The organism is Pseudomonas sp. F-14 TE3482 (assembly GCF_053629455.1).
The window spans coordinates 5,865,866-5,881,314 of sequence record NZ_JBRJII010000001.1; the positions used below are offsets into that span (position 1 = coordinate 5,865,866).

The following is a 15,449-nucleotide window of genomic DNA, read 5'->3' on the forward strand; positions in this document are numbered from 1 at the left end:
TACCCACGAAACCTGTGGGAGCGGGCTTGCCCGCGATGGGGCCTGTGCAACCACCTCAAAACCCACAGAGCTCCCGCAACAACCCGGTATCCAGATGCATCTCCACCAGATCCGCCAGCCGTTCGATGTCACGCTCGCGCAAGGCGTGGTAATCCACTTCCTGCACATCCTGCAAACCGGCCCAGCGCAACAACGCACTGCACGCCGCCGGTGACTCGAACAGGCCATGCAGGTACGTGCCGAATATCTGCCCATCGACACTTTGCGCGCCATCGCAGCGACCATCGTCGAGCTTCACCGCGGCATTTTCCAGCGCCGCCCCGGTGGTCACGCCGGCATGAATTTCATAGCCGCTGACCTGCGCATCTTCCAGCGCCAGGCGCCCACGCACATTGCGCAACTGCTTCTCTTCTTCGAGCTGCGTTTCGAACGCCAGCAAGCCCAAGCCGGCACTGGAACCCGGCGCGCCTTCAAGGCCCAGCGGGTCGTGCACGTGCTCGCCGAGCATTTGCAGACCGCCGCAGATCCCCAGCACTTTTCCGCCGTAGCGCAAGTGCCGCGAGATCGCCGTGTCCCAACCGTTGGCTCGCAAGTATGCGAGGTCACTGCGCACGCTTTTCGAGCCAGGAAGAATGATCAGGTCGGCCGGCGGAATCGCCTGACCGAGGCCGATGAATTGCAGGTCCACTTGCGGATGCAGGCGCAACGGATCGAAATCGGTGTGGTTGCTGATGCGCGGCAGTACCGGCACCACCACGTTGAGTACCTGATCGGCCTTGTCGGTCTGCCGCTGATCGAGACCATCCTCGGCCTCAAGATGCAGGTCCATCACATAAGGCAAAACGCCAATCACCGGTTTGCCAGTGCGCGCCTCCAGCCAATCGAGGCCTGGTTGCAGCAAGGCGATGTCGCCGCGAAACCGGTTGATGATGAAGCCTTTGACCCTTGCCTGTTCGCTGGGGGACAGCAGCTCCAGCGTACCGACCAAATGCGCGAAAACTCCACCGCGATTGATGTCGGCGATCAGCACCACCGGGCAGTCCACCGCCTCGGCAAAACCCATGTTGGCGATGTCGCCGGCCCGCAGGTTGATCTCTGCCGGCGAACCCGCCCCTTCGACCATCACCACCGGATACGCCGCACTCAACCGCTCATGGGAGGCCAGTACCGCTTGCATGGCGATGGCTTTGTAGTCGTGATAGGCGACAGCATTCATGGTGGTGACCGCGCGACCATGAATGATCACTTGGGCGCCGGTATCGCTATTGGGCTTGAGCAGCACCGGGTTCATGTCGGTGTGCGGTTCAAGGTTGGCGGCCTGGGCCTGCACCGCTTGAGCGCGACCAATCTCGCCACCGTCAGCGGTCACCGCGCTGTTGAGAGCCATGTTCTGCGGCTTGAACGGCACGACGCTGACACCCTGGCGCGCAACCCAGCGGCATAGCGCCGTCACCAGTGTGCTTTTACCGGCGTCCGATGTAGTGCCCTGCACCATCAAAGTCGCGCCCTGCACCATCAACGTAGTCATTGCGCTTCCTTAACGTAGGCTTCAAGCGCTTGCTCAAGACGCAGCCAATCCGCTTCATCGGCGGGCAAGCCAAACCTCAGGCTGCTGTTGTGGGTGAACAACCGCAGCAGAATGCCGCGCCGGGCCATGAATTCGTGCAGTGCTTCGGCGCACTCGATGATCAGCCATTGGAACAATGCGCAACCGCCCTGGGGTTTGAGACCGTACTGTTCAAGCAGCAACGCCAGACGCTCGCCGGCCTCGTCAGTACGAATGCGCTGTCGGGTGTGCCCGTCCGTATCCGTCAGGCACGCCTGGCCCAGCACTCGGGTCGGCCCACTGACCGCCCAGGGTCCGACCTGTTCGGCCAGTAGCTTGAGCAACTTGCGCTCGGCCAGCACAAACCCCAGTCGCACACCGGCCAGGCCGAAGAATTTGCCGAAGGAGCGCAGCACGATCAAACCGATCTGATTGGCAAACGGCGCCAGGCTCAAATGCGGGGTGTTGTCCATGAACGCCTCGTCCACCACCAGCCAGCCACCGCGCTGGGCCAGCCGAGAATGCCAATCCAGCAGACGAGCCGGCGTCAGGCTCAACCCTGTGGGATTGTTCGGGTTGACCACCACCAGCACATCGAGGCTGTCGAGAAAGAAATCGACTTCCGACTCCAGCACTTCACGCACGATGTACCCGTTGCGACGCCAGGCTTGGGCGTGTTCGGCGTAACACGGCGACAGCACGCCGACCTTGCCGGCCCGGCGCAACCGCGGCAGCAACTGGATCGCCATTTGCGACCCGGCCACCGGCAACACCTGAGCCGCACCGTAATAGTCGCAGGCAGCCTGCTCCAGACCGTCATCGGTTTCTGGCAACCGCGCCCAGGCCCGCAGCGGGATGTCCGGAACCGGGAATGGCCAAGGCGCCAGGCCACTGGACAGGTCGAGCCAATCGGCTTCGGCAATGCCGTATTCAAGCGCCGCATTGCGCAAGCGGCCACCGTGTTCAAGCATAGAATTCAGCCCCCACGCAGAGAATCAGCAGCCATAACCATACCCCGCGCTGGACCAATTGCCAGCCACGGTCGATGGAATCGGCATCCGCCGGCACCCCTTCGCCCAATTGCGGACGCTGATGCAGTTCACCGTGATAAATCGCCGCCCCGCCCAACTCGACACCCAGCGCGCCAGCACCGGCCGCCATCACCGGCCCGGCATTCGGGCTGTCCCAGGTTGGGCCCTGGATACGCCAGCACTTCAGCGCCAGTCGGGTTTTACCCAGCAGCGCGTAGGTCAACGCCACCAGGCGTGCAGGAATGTAGTTCAGAACATCATCGATCTTCGCCGCAGCCCAACCGAAACGTTCGAAGCGATCGTTGCGATAACCCCACATCGCATCAAGCGTGTTGCTCAGGCGATAGAGCACCACGCCGGGCGCACCCGCCACGGCAAACCAGAACAGCGCGGCGAACACCGCATCGCTGCCGTTCTCCAGCACCGACTCGGTGGCGGCGCGGGCGACTTCGGTTTCATCCAGTTCGCTGGTCTGACGGCTGACCAGATAACCCACACGTTTGCGCGCCTCGATCAGATCATCGCTGCGCAGGGCCTTGGCCACCGGCTCGACGTGCTCGCCGAGACTGCGCATGCCGAGGGCACAATAGAGCAAGAGAATCTCGACAATCCAGCCAACGTAAGGCGCCCAGGAAAGTGCGGTGGCCAACAAGGTCAGCGGCACGACCGCCATCACCCAGGCCGTAACGCCGTGACTGCGCCAGCCGCGGCCACCGGAGTTGAAACGTTGCTCGATGCGATCGGCAAAACGACCGAACGCCACCAGCGGATGCCAGCGTTTGGGCTCACCCAGCAGCGCATCCAGCGCGACCGCGGCGACACTCAACAACGCCACACTCATTGACTCACTCCCCAATAATTTTCATACAGCAATTCGCTGAGTGGACGCGCCTGCGCCCAACCTTCGAGTACCAACATCGGCGCCGGGTAGAATTCCTTGACCGGCCCCAGACAAAGAACGGCCAAAGGCTTGGCCCCGGTCGGTAAACCCAGCAAGTCCGCCAGCGCTTGTGGCTCGAACAATGACACCCAGCCCATGCCAAGGCCTTCGGCGCGGGATGCGAGCCAAAGGTTCTGGATGGCGCAGGACAGCGAGGCCATGTCCATTTCCGGCAATGTACGACGGCCGAAGATATGCCGCTCACGATCGTCCATCAGCGCGGCGACCAGCACCTCGGCGCAGTCGTTGATGCCTTCGACCTTGAGCTTCATGAATTCGTCGGAGCGCTCGCCGAGGGCTTCGGCGGTGCGGATGCGTTCTTCTTCCACCAACTGCTGAATCTTGCCGCGCAGTACCCGGTCGCTGATGCGGATGAAACGCCAGGGCTGCATCAGGCCGACACTCGGCGCTTGGTGCGCGGCTTCGAGCAGACGTCTCAGTAACTCGGGTTCGACCGTGCCGCCGCTGAAGTGCCGCATGTCGCGGCGCTCGGCGATGGCTCGGTAAACGGCTGCGCGTTCGGCTTCGGAAAATGTGTTGTCGGTCATGGCCTCTTCGCGAGCAAGCCCGCTCCCACATTTGAATTGCATCCCCCTGTGGGAGCGGGCTTGCTCGCGAAGGCGTCCTCAAGGTCAGGCACAAACAGCGCTGCAATCGCCGATGGATTGGACGGAAAATAAAAATGTACATAAGAGGCCGTCATCCGCCCCTCACGATAAACCGCCTCCGCCCCTCGTCCGCCATTGGGGCTCAAACCTCGAGCAATCGGCTCAAGCCCGGTGCTGGTCAGCGAGTGGTGATAGGTGTGCCCACGCAGCAAACCTTCCGGCAATTCGACCGCCTGCAAGGCCAACGCGGCAAGACGCTTCTGCATCACCGCATCACCGGCCAGCAAGCCAACCAGTTCAGCGCGAGTGCCCTCGACATCGGTCAAGGAATCCAGCAGATACAGCATGCCGCCACACTCGGCCAGCAACGGTTTGCCCGCCGCGTGGTGAGCGCGGATCGCGGTCAGCATCGGCGTGTTTTGCGACAACGCTACATGGTGCAATTCAGGGTAACCGCCCGGCAGATAGAGGCTGTCTGCCTCAGGTAATTCGCTGTCGCGGATCGGCGAAAAGAAAGTCAATTCGGCGCCCATGGCCCGCAGCAGATCCAGGCTCGCGCCGTAGGTAAACGCGAAAGCTTCATCCCGGGCCACGGCAATCCGCACACCGGCCAGCAACGGTTCGGCTGCGATCATTTCAGGCGCGGCGAATTCCACGGCTGGCGGCAGCGCCACATCGCAACTGCTGGCTAATGAGTCGGCCGCCGCATCGAGACGCAGGTCGAGATCATTCAATTCACTGGCCTGAACCAGGCCGAGATGCCGACTTGGCAATTCGATGCCGGTCTCCCGGGACAACGCTCCGTACCAGCGCAAACCTTCAGTCAGGCTGCCTTCGAGCAATTGCGCATGGCGCACGGTGCCGACCCGATTGGCCAGCACACCGGCAAACGGCAAATCCGGCTGATAACGCGCAAGGCCCAGGGCCAGCGCGCCAAACGTCTGCGCCATCGCGGTGCCGTCGATCACGCCGAGCACCGGCACACCGAAGTGCCGCGCCAGATCGGCGCTGGATGGCGTACCGTCGAATAGCCCCATGACGCCTTCGATGAGGATCAGATCGGCTTCGCCAGCGGCTTCCCACAACAGCCGTCGACTTTCTTGCTCGCCGACCATCCACATGTCGAGTTGATAAACCGGTGCGCCGCTGGCGCGCTCGAGAATCATCGGGTCGAGAAAATCCGGGCCGCATTTGAACACGCGAACCTTGCGCCCCTGATTGCGATGCAAACGGGCGAGCGCGGCGGTGACAGTGGTCTTGCCCTGGCCGGAGGCCGGCGCGGCGATCAGTACCGCCGGGCATTGACGATGGCTATTCATAAAGTGCAGTTCACAACTCGACGCCTTTTTGCGCTTTGATTCCGGCCTGGAAGGCGTGCTTGATCATGCCCATTTCAGTGACAGTGTCGGCCAGTTCGATCATCTCGGGCTTGGCGCCGCGACCGGTGACCACCACGTGCTGCATCGGCGGACGGGCCTGCAAGTCGCTGAGCACCTGATCGAGATCGAGGTAGCCGTGCTTGAGGGCGATGTTCAATTCATCTAACACCACGAGGCCAATGGCCGGATCACGCAGCAATTCGCGGGACACTGCCCAGGCGGCTTCGGCGGCGGCGATGTCGCGCTGACGGTCCTGGGTTTCCCAGGTAAAGCCCTCGCCCATCACATGAAAACGCACTTGCTCCGGGAAGCGTCGGAAGAACAGCTCCTCGCCAGTGCTGGTGCGCCCCTTGATGAACTGCACCACGCCGCACTGCATGCCGTGGCCCATGGACCGCGCGAGCATGCCGAACGCCGAACTGCTTTTGCCTTTGCCGTTACCGGAAAGCACCAGCAGCAAACCGCATTCATTCGGCGAGTTGGCGATGCGTTCGTCGATCACCGCTTTTTTTCGCAGCATGCGCGCCAGATGGCGTTCGTCACGATCGGGAGTATCAGTCATGGGGGAGCTCTCCGTTGGGGCTGGATAACGGCGGGCAGGCACAAGAATAGACGGCAAGAAGCCTGGCATCGCCCACCGTGATGCCGTTGGATGAATCAGGCCGGTCTCCGGGCTCATGAGCGGCTTGCGCCTGACTGCGCGCCTTCCCATGTCGACAGTCGACACAGTGGCTAGGGCCTGATGACAGGCCCTCGCGCAGCTTTTACTCATTTACCGTTGCGGGGGCAGCGCCGGGATCGTGATCATTCTTCGCTGGAAGAAATTCACTCACCGGCTTCCCTGTTTCACTCTGTCGACCAAGGTCACAGAGCACCTGAAACAAGCCGCGAAGGTTAGAGGGTTGGGGATGGAGCGTCAATTAAAGCCGGGACACCGCTGAGCGAATAACTGCCGTCGATCAATTAACTGACGCCAATCTTGTGCCACACTGCCAGCAGTGATATCAAAGAGCCACAACCTGACAACACAATAACAAGGGTGAGCCACATGCAAGGCATGATCATCAGCAATCCGAAGCTGGAATTCCTGCGGCCGGTACTGGAACGCTGGTTTGACTGTATCGACCGCTACAACACCGTGCGCGGCGATAACGATACACCTTACTGGTACGACGAAAACGCCAACCTCGGTCTGCTCTGCGCCGCGGCCTGGATGGCAGAAATGGTCACGCTGGCACAGACGTCGACCCGCAAACAGATCGAAGAAGGCGAACGCAACGCCCGCGCCGATCTGTTTATCGCCAGCAGCGAAGAGCGCGCGTATCTCCAGGCCACCCAGCGCTGGCCACGGGTCAATAGCCTGAACCTGACTCAGGCATTGGCGGACATCACCAGTGACGCGAAGCGAATCAGCTACGCCAGCGATCTGAAACTCGGCTGTCTGTTTGTCGCGCCACAAAAAGCCCAACACAGCGCCACCCCGGAAGAACTCCAGGACATGGTCGACGACCTGCAAAAGGAACATACCTGCGCCGTGGCCTGGTATTTCCCTTACGCCTACCGCAAGTTGCGCAATGAAGCCGGCAACTACCATCCAGGCATCGCTGTTCTGCTCAAGGAAGCCCGCGGCTGACCGGTTGAACCATCGAACGTCTACGCTTCTCTATGATTACGTCAATGCATTCATAGGGAAGATCAGTAATGCGCAAACCCCAGCTCGTTTTCATCATCGCGCTCGCCGGAGGGCTCGCCGCCTGTGGTGAAACCTCCAGCCTGCAAGTCTCGGATGGCACAGGCCCCTCGCCCAAGCTGCCAGAACCGAATAAAACCCTGATCCCGACGGTGAACATCGCCCCGGCGATCGGCTGGCCTGAAGGCAAGAAACCTGTCGCCGCGACCGGGACTCAAGTGGTGGCGTTTGCCGAAGGCCTCGATCATCCGCGCTGGCTCTACGTATTACCAAACGGCGATGTGCTGGTGGCCGAAACCAATGCACCGCCTAAACCCGATGATGGTCAAGGCATTCGCGGCTGGGTCATGGGCAAAGTCATGGGCCGTGCCGGTGCTGGCGTCCCCAGCCCGAACCGCATCACCCTGTTGCGGGACAAGGACCACGATGGCGTTGCCGAAACCCGCACGGTATTCCTGGAAAACCTCAATTCGCCCTTCGGCATGACCCTGGTCGGCAATGACCTGTACGTCGCCGACACTGATCGCCTGCTGCGTTTCCACTATGAAAACGGTGAGACGGCGATCAAGTCGCAGCCCATCAAGGTGGTCGACCTGCCGGGCGGCACGCTGAATCATCACTGGACCAAAAACGTCATCGCCAGCAAGGATGGCAGCAAGCTGTACGTCACCGTGGGCTCGAACAGCAACGTCGGCGAAAACGGCATGGATCAGGAGGAAGGTCGCGCGGCGATCTGGGAAGTGGAACGCGCCACCGGCAACCATCGGATCTTCGCCTCGGGGATTCGCAATCCAAACGGCCTGGCCTGGGAACCGCAGAGCGGCGCACTGTGGACAGCCGTCAACGAGCGTGACGAAATCGGCAGCGACCTGGTGCCGGACTACATCACATCCGTGAAGGATGGCGGGTTCTACGGCTGGCCCTACAGCTATTACGGCCAGCACGTCGACATTCGCGTCGAGCCGCAAAACCCCGATCTGGTGGCCAAGGCGATTGCACCGGACTATGCGGTGGGGCCGCATACCGCGTCACTGGGCCTGACGTTCGCCGAAGGCAGCAAGTTGCCCGCGCCGTTCACCCAAGGCGCCTTCATCGGCCAACACGGCTCGTGGAACCGCAAACCTCACAGCGGCTATAAAGTGATTTTCGTGCCGTTCACCGCCGGCAAACCGACCGGGCAGCCGGTGGATGTACTCACCGGCTTCCTCACTGACGACGAAAAAGCCATGGGCCGGCCGGTGGGTGTTGTGATCGATCAGCAAGGCGGCTTGCTGGTGGCGGATGATGTGGGGAACAAGGTGTGGCGCGTTTCCGCGGCTAAATAATATGATCACTGCAAGACGAAAACCCTGTGGGAGCGGGCTTGCCCGCGATAGCGAAAGCCCAGACTACATCGATGTTGAATGTGCCGACGTCATCGCGGGCAAGCCCGCTCCCACAGGGGATCAGCGTTTACGGCAGAGCGTGCGAGCGGTCCTGACAACTTCCACTACGGATTATGTGCCAAGTGCTCGGGTTGCAAGACGCGCTTGGCGCTCAGGTAGGCTTTCTGCCAGTAAGCCTTGGACAAGCTGTCCAGCTTGACCGTGCCGCCCGTGGCTGGCGCGTGGACGAAGCGGCCTTCGCCGACGTAGATACCGGCGTGGCTGACCTGGGAGCCGCCATTGGTGGCGAAGAAAATCAGGTCGCCGGTTTGCAGGCCTTCCTTGCCGACACTGGGGGCTTGCATGCCAATCATCTCGCGGGTGGAGCGCGGCAAGGAAATGCCGGCGACATCGCGATACACATAACCGATCAGACCGCTGCAATCGAATCCGGAATCCGGCGTGTTGCCGCCCCAGCGATAAGGTGTTCCCACCAGGCCCAGCGCGCGAAACAGCACGTCTTCTGCCGCAGGGGAAAAGGCTTGGGAAGGACCGAAAACAATGGGAGCGCGAACCATCGGCGCAGGGGGCGGTGTGCGGCTGGCGCAGGCGCTGAGCAGCGCTGCGAAGAATATGAGTGCGAGGCGGGCCGACATCGTCATAAACAGAACATCCTGATCTGGCTGCGGCTTTTTCCACCGAAAAGGCAGAAAAGAAAACCGCCTGCGCAGAACGCAGGCGGTTTGCCATCAATAATAGATCAGGATTCTAGCGGCTACGCGGCAAACTTCAAGTAAGACTTTAAGTTCGCCTTACAAACTGTCCGCTTACTTGCGTGCCGTGACGATAGCCGGGGCCGCAGTCGGTGCCATCGCGAGTGCGCGCTTGGCTTCGATGAAGGTTTTGCTCCAGTAGCTGTCGCCCAGACTATCAATCCGGACACCACCGCTTTTGCGGCTGCTGGAGTGGATGAACTGGTTGTCACCCAGGTAGATCCCGGCGTGACTGACACGACCGCGACGACCATTGGTGGCGAAGAACAGCAGGTCACCCGGTTTGAGGGCGCTGCGAGCAACCAGAGGAGCGTCAACGTTGATCATTTCGCGGGTGGAGCGCGGCAGGTTCATGCCGGCCTCTTCACGAAACAGATAACCGATGAAGCCGCTGCAGTCGAAGCCGGCCTCGGAGGTGCCGCCGAAACGGTAACGGGTACCGATCAGGGACATGCCACGTTCGAGGATGCTGTCGGCGAGAACCGGAAGCTGGTACGACTTGCCGCCGGCGAAGTCTGCCAGTTCTTTATCGGTGACTAGCTCTTCCTGGAAAAGAACGGAAGAAGACTGCGCGGTAACTGAATTTGAAACCTGCTGTTTTGGCTCTTGCTGGGACACTGGAGAGTGGGCAGCGCAACCGAACAACAGGGTGACGAGTGCGAGAGGCACGAGGGGTGCGAAGCGATTTAGCATGGGCACGACCGTGGCTGATAGTTTCTAAAGAAGCCGCGACTATGCCCGCTATCGACCTCATTTGCAAATTCAATCGATCTGTATGTGACTTTTCGGTTTCTCGTTTACATCTAAGCGCTTAAGCCCATTTTGAACCTTTGCGCAGCCTGCCCTCTTGCAGGAAAGCGGGTTTGTTGACGCCTGGAATATGCCGAAACCCGTGTAAAACCTGAGTTTGATCAGGTTTTTTTACCAACCAAGGGTTTCTTTCAGGAACGGGATTGTCAGCTTGCGCTGGGCTTGAAGGGAGGCCTGATCGAGGCGTTCAAGCAGCTCGAAAAGCGCACTCATGCTGCGGGTACCGCGGGTCAAGATAAAATGCCCGACTTCATCGGTCAGGTGCAGGCCGCGACGGGATGCGCGCAACTGCAAGGCACGCAATTTGTCTTCGTCAGAGAGTGGGCGCATCTGGAAGATGAGTGCCAGTGTCAGCCGCGACTTGAGGTCTGCCAGCTTCACCGGCAGTTCACGCGGGGATGTCGAGGCGGCGATCAGCAGACGCCGGCCGCTGTCACGCAGACGATTGAACAGATGGAACAGCGCCTCTTCCCAATCGGCCTTGCCGGCGACCGCCTGCAGATCGTCCAGACAGACCAGTTCGTATTGTTCGAGGTTATCGAGGATTTCAATGCCGCGGTCCAACAACTCGGCCAACGGCAGGTACACCGCCGGCTCCCCCAGTTGTTCGAAGCGCAGACACGCCGCCTGCAACAAATGCGTGCGCCCTACCCCGTCCTTGCCCCAGAGGTAAATCAGGCTTTCCGTCCAGCCAGCGTCGGCTTCGCAGAGCCGCTCGACATAGCCGAGTGCAGCGGCATTGGCGCCTGGGTAGTAATTGATAAAGGTAGCGTCATCACGCAGACGCACACCTAGGGGCAGCTGAATCGGTTTCATGCTGACTGAACAGTTCCAAAGGAACCGTTAGTGGCCTCTGTGTAAAGTTTGCGAAGTTTATACCCGTGAGGCTGACCGCACAATGCGACAGACCACAAGCAAAATCAAAGGTTTGCGATAACACACTGGTTTTATGACCGTTTCTTTGGCGGCGCATGTGACAGCCACACGAGGGAGACGGGCAAACCTGGCACGCAACCAGACTGCCCGCTACGAGCGATCAAAAAACCTTACACCTCGGATTCGTCGACACCGCCGTAGATATCCGAATCCTTATACAAATCATGCATGTGGCGCACCAGGACCATGATCACCGCCGCCACTGGCAACGCCAGCAACACACCGGTAAAACCAAACAACTCGCCGCCAGCCAGGATGGCGAAGATCACCGCCACCGGGTGCAGGCCGATCCGGTCGCCCACCAGCAATGGTGTCAGGACCATGCCTTCCAGCGCCTGGCCGACCATGAACACCGCGACAATACCGATCATGGGATACAAATCACCACCGAACTGGAACAGGCCGGCAATCAATGCCGCACCAATTCCGATGACGAACCCCATGTACGGCACGATCGCCGCCAGACCGGCAATCAGACCAATCAACAGCCCCAGCTCCAGCCCGACGATCATCAAGCCTGCGGCGTAGATCACACCCAGCGCCAGCATCACCAGCAACTGCCCGCGCACGAAGGCCCCGAGCACTTCATGGCATTCTCCCGCCAAAGACATGACGCGCTCTTCACGATCACGGGGCAGCAGGCTGCGGATCTTGGCCATCATCAGATCCCAGTCGCGCAGCAGATAAAAACTCACCACCGGAATCAGCACCAGATTGGCCAGCAAGCCAATCAGTGCAAGACCTGAAGCTGTCGCTTGACTCAGCACCACGCCGACCACATCGGTGGTCTGGCCCATGTGCTCGCTGAACGCCGCCTTGAGCTTGTCGAATTTCCAGAAGCCGTCCGACAACCCCATCTTCGATTGCGCCCACGGCACGGCGGTGTGCTGCAACCAGTCAAGCATTTGTGGCGCCAGTTCATACAAACGAAACAGTTGCTTGGCGAGCATCGGCACCAACACCAACAGCAACGCGGTGACGAGCAATGTGAACAAGGCAAACACCGCCACCACGCCCCAGGTCCGTGAAAGGCCGTACTTTTCCAGCCGATCCACCAGCGGGTCGAACAGATAAGCCAGCAACAGCGCCACCAAAAAAGGCGTCAGGATCGGGTGCAACAGGTAAACAAACGCGCAAAGCAGGACCACCCCACCGAGCCAGAACCAACGCCGTGTATCGGCCATGTACCACTCCTGCTTCTATATAAAGAAAAACTACCAGCGAAAACGTAACTGCGGCGTCAGCGCCGGGGCTGGCGCTACGGCCGGTGTCGAGCCAACAACCACGGGCTGAACAGGCGCCGTCGGAGCCGGCGCCTCACCGGCCGGAATTTCCTGCAACCTGCCCAAAGACAACTGCGCCCGCAGCTGATCGGGGCTGCCGTTGACCCGATAAAGCACGCGGTCGCCGTCGACACTTTGCAGACGTGCGCCAAAAGGCTCCAGCAATCGCCCGAGCGTTGCATAACGCTCCAGGCTCATCCCTTGTACTTCCAGCAATTGCTCGCTCGAAGCGCCCGGTTTGGCGGCAAAACGCGGCGCCAGGCGTTGACTGACCGCCAGCATCACCGCATCGGCCAGCGCGGCGGTATCGGCGCCCTGCACGCTACCGGCTTCTTTCTGATCGCCCAACCATAAACGCCACTTGGCTTGCCATTGGCCACCCTCTTCACGGGCATGCACGGCGAGCAAAGCGTCGGCATTGTAACGGTCGGATGCGCCACGCAACGGTGCCGGGTCGGCACTTTCCAGATTCGGCGCAGTGGCGACAATCTGCTCGTTCAGGTCCGCCAGCGGCAAACGCAGCGGCAAACCACGATGTTGCGCCGCTCGAAGCAGTGGCGTGGCGCTGGCCTGGCCATCGCCGACCAGGCTCGAACCTTCAGTGGAATCGTTCAACCACCAACTGAGAATCGATGGCCGGTTCGCGCCCCACACGGCCAACCCGGCACGCCGCAAGGCCTGTTCGGTGGTGGCCGGATCGAAATCGACTTTCAGCACTTGCGGTGGCCCGGCCTCATAACCGAACTGACTGATGATCTGCTGAGGGTCTTTGCGCACGGTCGCCAGCCCCGGGCTCTGCGCCGCCTTTGGGTCGCCAGTCAGGCGCAACACCAACGTATCCAGCGCTCGCTGAGTCGCCTGATCGCGCTCCTCCGGTGTCTGGCTGCTGACGGGCTCGCGCACTTGATAGAGGCCTTTGACGGTTTCGGCATGACCGGTCAGGCTGACCATGGTTAAACAGCCCGCGAACAAGAATTTAAGAAAACGCATAAAAAGATTCCTGACGACAAGAGCGGCTGGAACAGACCGCGTGAAGATGAATGAACCAAGGGTCTGTTGACCACAGGTTCAAGCAAAACATTCACCCGATCCCGGTAAGTTTTCGCACTGTCATAACGATAGACGGTTAATGTCGATACCTTATACAGCCATCCGGGACGCCACCAACACGGGCAATATCGGTTTTTTTAACGCGATATGCCCCTGCCCGTCGGCACGAGGATGGCCGCTGCCCCTCAAGCCTGATAAAATCGCGCGCCTTCGCAGACCGGCAACAGCCGGGCGCCCTGAAATTCGCGTTTGGCAATTGCCCTTCGCCAGCTTCAGTGGCCCCACTGGACTCGGTCGTTACCCCTGAATCCCCCCTAAAGGCCTGGATCATGAGCAAGCAACCCTCCCTGAGCTACAAGGACGCCGGTGTAGACATCGACGCCGGTGAAGCATTGGTCGAACGCATCAAGAGCGTCGCCAAGCGCACTGCGCGCCCGGAAGTCATGGGCGGCCTGGGCGGTTTCGGCGCCCTCTGCGAAATCCCGGCCGGTTACAAACAACCGGTACTGGTCTCGGGCACTGACGGCGTCGGCACCAAGCTGCGCCTGGCGCTGAACCTGAACAAGCACGACAGCATCGGCATCGACCTGGTTGCCATGTGCGTGAACGACCTGGTGGTCTGCGGCGCCGAGCCGCTGTTCTTCCTCGACTACTACGCCACCGGCAAACTGAACGTTGAAACCGCGACCCAGGTCGTGACCGGCATCGGCGCTGGCTGTGAACTGTCCGGCTGCTCCCTGGTCGGCGGCGAAACCGCTGAAATGCCTGGCATGTACGAAGGCGAAGACTACGACCTGGCCGGCTTCTGCGTCGGCGTCGTGGAAAAGTCTGAAATCATCGACGGTTCCAAAGTCGCTGCCGGCGATGCCCTGCTCGCCCTGCCGTCTTCCGGCCCGCACTCCAACGGCTACTCGCTGATCCGCAAGATCATCGAAGTGTCCGGTGCAGACATCGAAAATATCCAGCTCGACGGCAAACCGCTGACCGACCTGCTGATGGCCCCGACCCGCATCTACGTGAAGCCGCTGCTCAAGCTGATCAAGGAAACCGGCGCCGTCAAAGCCATGGCCCACATCACCGGTGGTGGCCTGCTGGACAACATCCCGCGCGTTCTGCCAAAAGGCGCACAAGCGGTGGTTGACGTTGCAAGCTGGACTCGCCCTGCCGTGTTCGACTGGCTGCAAGAGAAAGGCAACGTCGACGAAAACGAAATGCATCGCGTGTTGAACTGCGGCGTCGGCATGGTTATCTGCGTTGCTCAAGAGCACGTTGAAACTGCGCTGAACGTATTGCGTGAAGCCGGCGAGCAGCCTTGGGTCATCGGTCAGATCGCCACCGCTGCCGAAGGCGCGGCCCAGGTTGAACTGAAGAACCTCAAGGCTCATTGATGTCCCAGACCTGTGATGTGGTGGTGCTGTTGTCCGGCACCGGCAGTAACTTGCAGGCCTTGATCGACAGCACGCGGACCGGCGACAGCCCGGCCCGCATCGCTGCGGTGATCTCCAACCGCGCCGACGCCTACGGCCTGCAACGCGCCAGGGACGCGGGTATCGACACCCGCACCCTGGATCACAAGGCTTTTGAAGGTCGCGAGGCCTTCGATGCCGCGCTGATCGAACTGATCGACGCCTTCAACCCCAAACTCGTGGTACTGGCCGGCTTCATGCGCATTCTCAGCGCTGACTTCGTGCGCCATTATCAGGGTCGCCTGCTCAATATCCATCCCTCGCTGCTGCCCAAATACAAAGGGTTACACACCCATCAGCGCGCGCTGGAGGCCGGCGACACTGAACACGGCTGTTCCGTGCACTTCGTCACCGAGGAACTCGATGGCGGACCACTGGTCGTACAGGCAGTAATACCGGTAGAGTTGCACGATTCGCCGCAGAGTCTGGCGCAGCGAGTCCATACCCAGGAACACCTGATCTACCCGATGGCCGTACGCTGGTTTGCCGAAGGTCGTTTATCACTCGGTGAACAAGGTGCTTTACTGGACGGACAGTTACTCGCGGCCAGCGGTCACTTGATTCGAACCTAGG

The 15,449-nt window shown here is 60.6% G+C and carries 15 protein-coding genes and 1 riboswitch; of the genes, 4 read left to right on the plus strand and 11 right to left on the minus strand.

The window, feature by feature from the left end; translation table 11 throughout:
* Positions 1 to 55 precede the first annotated feature (55 nt).
* From AB7M26_RS26590 to cobO, 6 genes are read right to left on the minus strand one after another with little or no spacing between them, the layout of a single operon-like run.
* The gene (locus AB7M26_RS26590) at positions 56 to 1,516 is read right to left on the minus strand and encodes a cobyric acid synthase (RefSeq protein ID WP_123496663.1); all 1,461 of its coding nucleotides are present in this window, start codon (positions 1,514 to 1,516) and stop codon (positions 56 to 58) included.
* 8 nt (positions 1,517 to 1,524) lie between these two features.
* Complete coding sequence (cobD, locus tag AB7M26_RS26595; RefSeq protein WP_123496169.1) at positions 1,525 to 2,517, minus strand: threonine-phosphate decarboxylase CobD; 993 nt, start codon at positions 2,515 to 2,517, stop codon at positions 1,525 to 1,527.
* On the minus strand, positions 2,510 to 3,418 hold the full coding sequence (cbiB, locus tag AB7M26_RS26600; RefSeq protein WP_123496167.1) for an adenosylcobinamide-phosphate synthase CbiB: 909 nt from the start codon (positions 3,416 to 3,418) through the stop codon (positions 2,510 to 2,512). The genes cobD and cbiB overlap by 8 nt, the downstream gene beginning before the upstream one ends.
* Positions 3,415 to 4,065 carry a 5,6-dimethylbenzimidazole synthase gene (bluB, locus tag AB7M26_RS26605; protein ID WP_123496165.1) on the minus strand — a complete coding sequence of 217 codons (651 nt, stop codon included), beginning with the start codon at positions 4,063 to 4,065 and terminating at the stop codon, positions 3,415 to 3,417. Before bluB ends, cbiB begins: the two co-directional genes overlap by 4 nt.
* Entirely contained in the window at positions 4,062 to 5,444 is a 1,383-nt protein-coding gene (locus AB7M26_RS26610; protein WP_123496163.1) for a cobyrinate a,c-diamide synthase, read from the minus strand. Before AB7M26_RS26610 ends, bluB begins: the two co-directional genes overlap by 4 nt.
* 10 nt (positions 5,445 to 5,454) lie before the next feature.
* The gene (cobO, locus tag AB7M26_RS26615; RefSeq protein WP_008071512.1) at positions 5,455 to 6,066 is read right to left on the minus strand and encodes a cob(I)yrinic acid a,c-diamide adenosyltransferase; all 612 of its coding nucleotides are present in this window, start codon (positions 6,064 to 6,066) and stop codon (positions 5,455 to 5,457) included.
* 81 nt (positions 6,067 to 6,147) lie between these two features.
* Positions 6,148 to 6,398, minus strand: a riboswitch (cobalamin riboswitch).
* A 154-nt stretch (positions 6,399 to 6,552) separates the two neighbouring features.
* Between cobO and AB7M26_RS26620 the strand changes: the two genes are divergently transcribed.
* Both AB7M26_RS26620 and AB7M26_RS26625 read left to right on the plus strand, forming a co-directional pair.
* A complete protein-coding gene (locus AB7M26_RS26620; protein WP_123496161.1) occupies positions 6,553 to 7,137 on the plus strand; it encodes a hypothetical protein in 585 nt (194 codons plus the stop codon).
* A 68-nt stretch (positions 7,138 to 7,205) separates the two neighbouring features.
* On the plus strand, positions 7,206 to 8,519 hold the full coding sequence (locus AB7M26_RS26625) for a PQQ-dependent sugar dehydrogenase (RefSeq protein WP_123496159.1): 1,314 nt from the start codon (positions 7,206 to 7,208) through the stop codon (positions 8,517 to 8,519).
* A gap of 164 nt (positions 8,520 to 8,683) precedes the next feature.
* On the opposite strand, the gene AB7M26_RS26630 is transcribed toward AB7M26_RS26625, so the two are convergent.
* From AB7M26_RS26630 to AB7M26_RS26650, 5 genes are all read right to left on the minus strand, one after another.
* The gene (locus tag AB7M26_RS26630; RefSeq protein ID WP_123496157.1) at positions 8,684 to 9,220 is read right to left on the minus strand and encodes a C40 family peptidase; all 537 of its coding nucleotides are present in this window, start codon (positions 9,218 to 9,220) and stop codon (positions 8,684 to 8,686) included.
* Between the two features lie 165 nt (positions 9,221 to 9,385).
* The gene (locus tag AB7M26_RS26635; protein WP_123496155.1) at positions 9,386 to 10,024 is read right to left on the minus strand and encodes a C40 family peptidase; all 639 of its coding nucleotides are present in this window, start codon (positions 10,022 to 10,024) and stop codon (positions 9,386 to 9,388) included.
* Positions 10,025 to 10,252: 228 nt separating this feature from the next.
* Positions 10,253 to 10,957, minus strand: coding sequence for a DnaA regulatory inactivator Hda (gene hda, locus AB7M26_RS26640; RefSeq protein WP_007898944.1), 705 nt, complete (start codon positions 10,955 to 10,957; stop codon positions 10,253 to 10,255).
* Positions 10,958 to 11,187: 230 nt separating this feature from the next.
* Positions 11,188 to 12,261, minus strand: a complete 1,074-nt coding sequence (locus AB7M26_RS26645) for an AI-2E family transporter (protein WP_123496153.1) — start codon at positions 12,259 to 12,261, stop codon at positions 11,188 to 11,190.
* A 30-nt stretch (positions 12,262 to 12,291) separates the two neighbouring features.
* A complete protein-coding gene (locus tag AB7M26_RS26650; protein ID WP_123496151.1) occupies positions 12,292 to 13,350 on the minus strand; it encodes a DUF2066 domain-containing protein in 1,059 nt (352 codons plus the stop codon).
* Between the two features lie 389 nt (positions 13,351 to 13,739).
* Here AB7M26_RS26650 and purM point away from each other — a divergent pair, with 389 nt between their 5' ends.
* Both purM and purN read left to right on the plus strand, forming a co-directional pair.
* A complete protein-coding gene (gene purM, locus AB7M26_RS26655) occupies positions 13,740 to 14,798 on the plus strand; it encodes a phosphoribosylformylglycinamidine cyclo-ligase (protein WP_008013877.1) in 1,059 nt (352 codons plus the stop codon).
* Positions 14,798 to 15,448 carry a phosphoribosylglycinamide formyltransferase gene (gene purN / locus AB7M26_RS26660; protein ID WP_018925121.1) on the plus strand — a complete coding sequence of 217 codons (651 nt, stop codon included), beginning with the start codon at positions 14,798 to 14,800 and terminating at the stop codon, positions 15,446 to 15,448. Before purM ends, purN begins: the two co-directional genes overlap by 1 nt.
* Position 15,449: the final 1 nt, after the last annotated feature.

Bases quoted from the DNA above. Each gene is read 5' to 3' on its own strand.
- cobD (WP_123496169.1), bottom strand. From the start codon at position 2,517: ATGCTTGAACACGGTGGCCGCTTGCGCAATGCGGCGCTTGAATACGGC.
- hda (WP_007898944.1), bottom strand. From the start codon at position 10,957: ATGAAACCGATTCAGCTGCCCCTAGGTGTGCGTCTGCGTGATGACGCT.
- AB7M26_RS26645 (WP_123496153.1), bottom strand. From the start codon at position 12,261: ATGGCCGATACACGGCGTTGGTTCTGGCTCGGTGGGGTGGTCCTGCTT.
- AB7M26_RS26620 (WP_123496161.1), top strand. From the start codon at position 6,553: ATGCAAGGCATGATCATCAGCAATCCGAAGCTGGAATTCCTGCGGCCG.
- purN (WP_018925121.1), top strand. From the start codon at position 14,798: ATGTCCCAGACCTGTGATGTGGTGGTGCTGTTGTCCGGCACCGGCAGT.
- AB7M26_RS26650 (WP_123496151.1), bottom strand. From the start codon at position 13,350: ATGCGTTTTCTTAAATTCTTGTTCGCGGGCTGTTTAACCATGGTCAGC.
- AB7M26_RS26625 (WP_123496159.1), top strand. From the start codon at position 7,206: ATGCGCAAACCCCAGCTCGTTTTCATCATCGCGCTCGCCGGAGGGCTC.
- AB7M26_RS26635 (WP_123496155.1), bottom strand. From the start codon at position 10,024: ATGCTAAATCGCTTCGCACCCCTCGTGCCTCTCGCACTCGTCACCCTG.
- purM (WP_008013877.1), top strand. From the start codon at position 13,740: ATGAGCAAGCAACCCTCCCTGAGCTACAAGGACGCCGGTGTAGACATC.
- AB7M26_RS26630 (WP_123496157.1), bottom strand. From the start codon at position 9,220: ATGACGATGTCGGCCCGCCTCGCACTCATATTCTTCGCAGCGCTGCTC.
- bluB (WP_123496165.1), bottom strand. From the start codon at position 4,065: ATGACCGACAACACATTTTCCGAAGCCGAACGCGCAGCCGTTTACCGA.
- cbiB (WP_123496167.1), bottom strand. From the start codon at position 3,418: ATGAGTGTGGCGTTGTTGAGTGTCGCCGCGGTCGCGCTGGATGCGCTG.
- cobO (WP_008071512.1), bottom strand. From the start codon at position 6,066: ATGACTGATACTCCCGATCGTGACGAACGCCATCTGGCGCGCATGCTG.
- AB7M26_RS26590 (WP_123496663.1), bottom strand. From the start codon at position 1,516: ATGGTGCAGGGCGCGACTTTGATGGTGCAGGGCACTACATCGGACGCC.
- AB7M26_RS26610 (WP_123496163.1), bottom strand. From the start codon at position 5,444: ATGAATAGCCATCGTCAATGCCCGGCGGTACTGATCGCCGCGCCGGCC.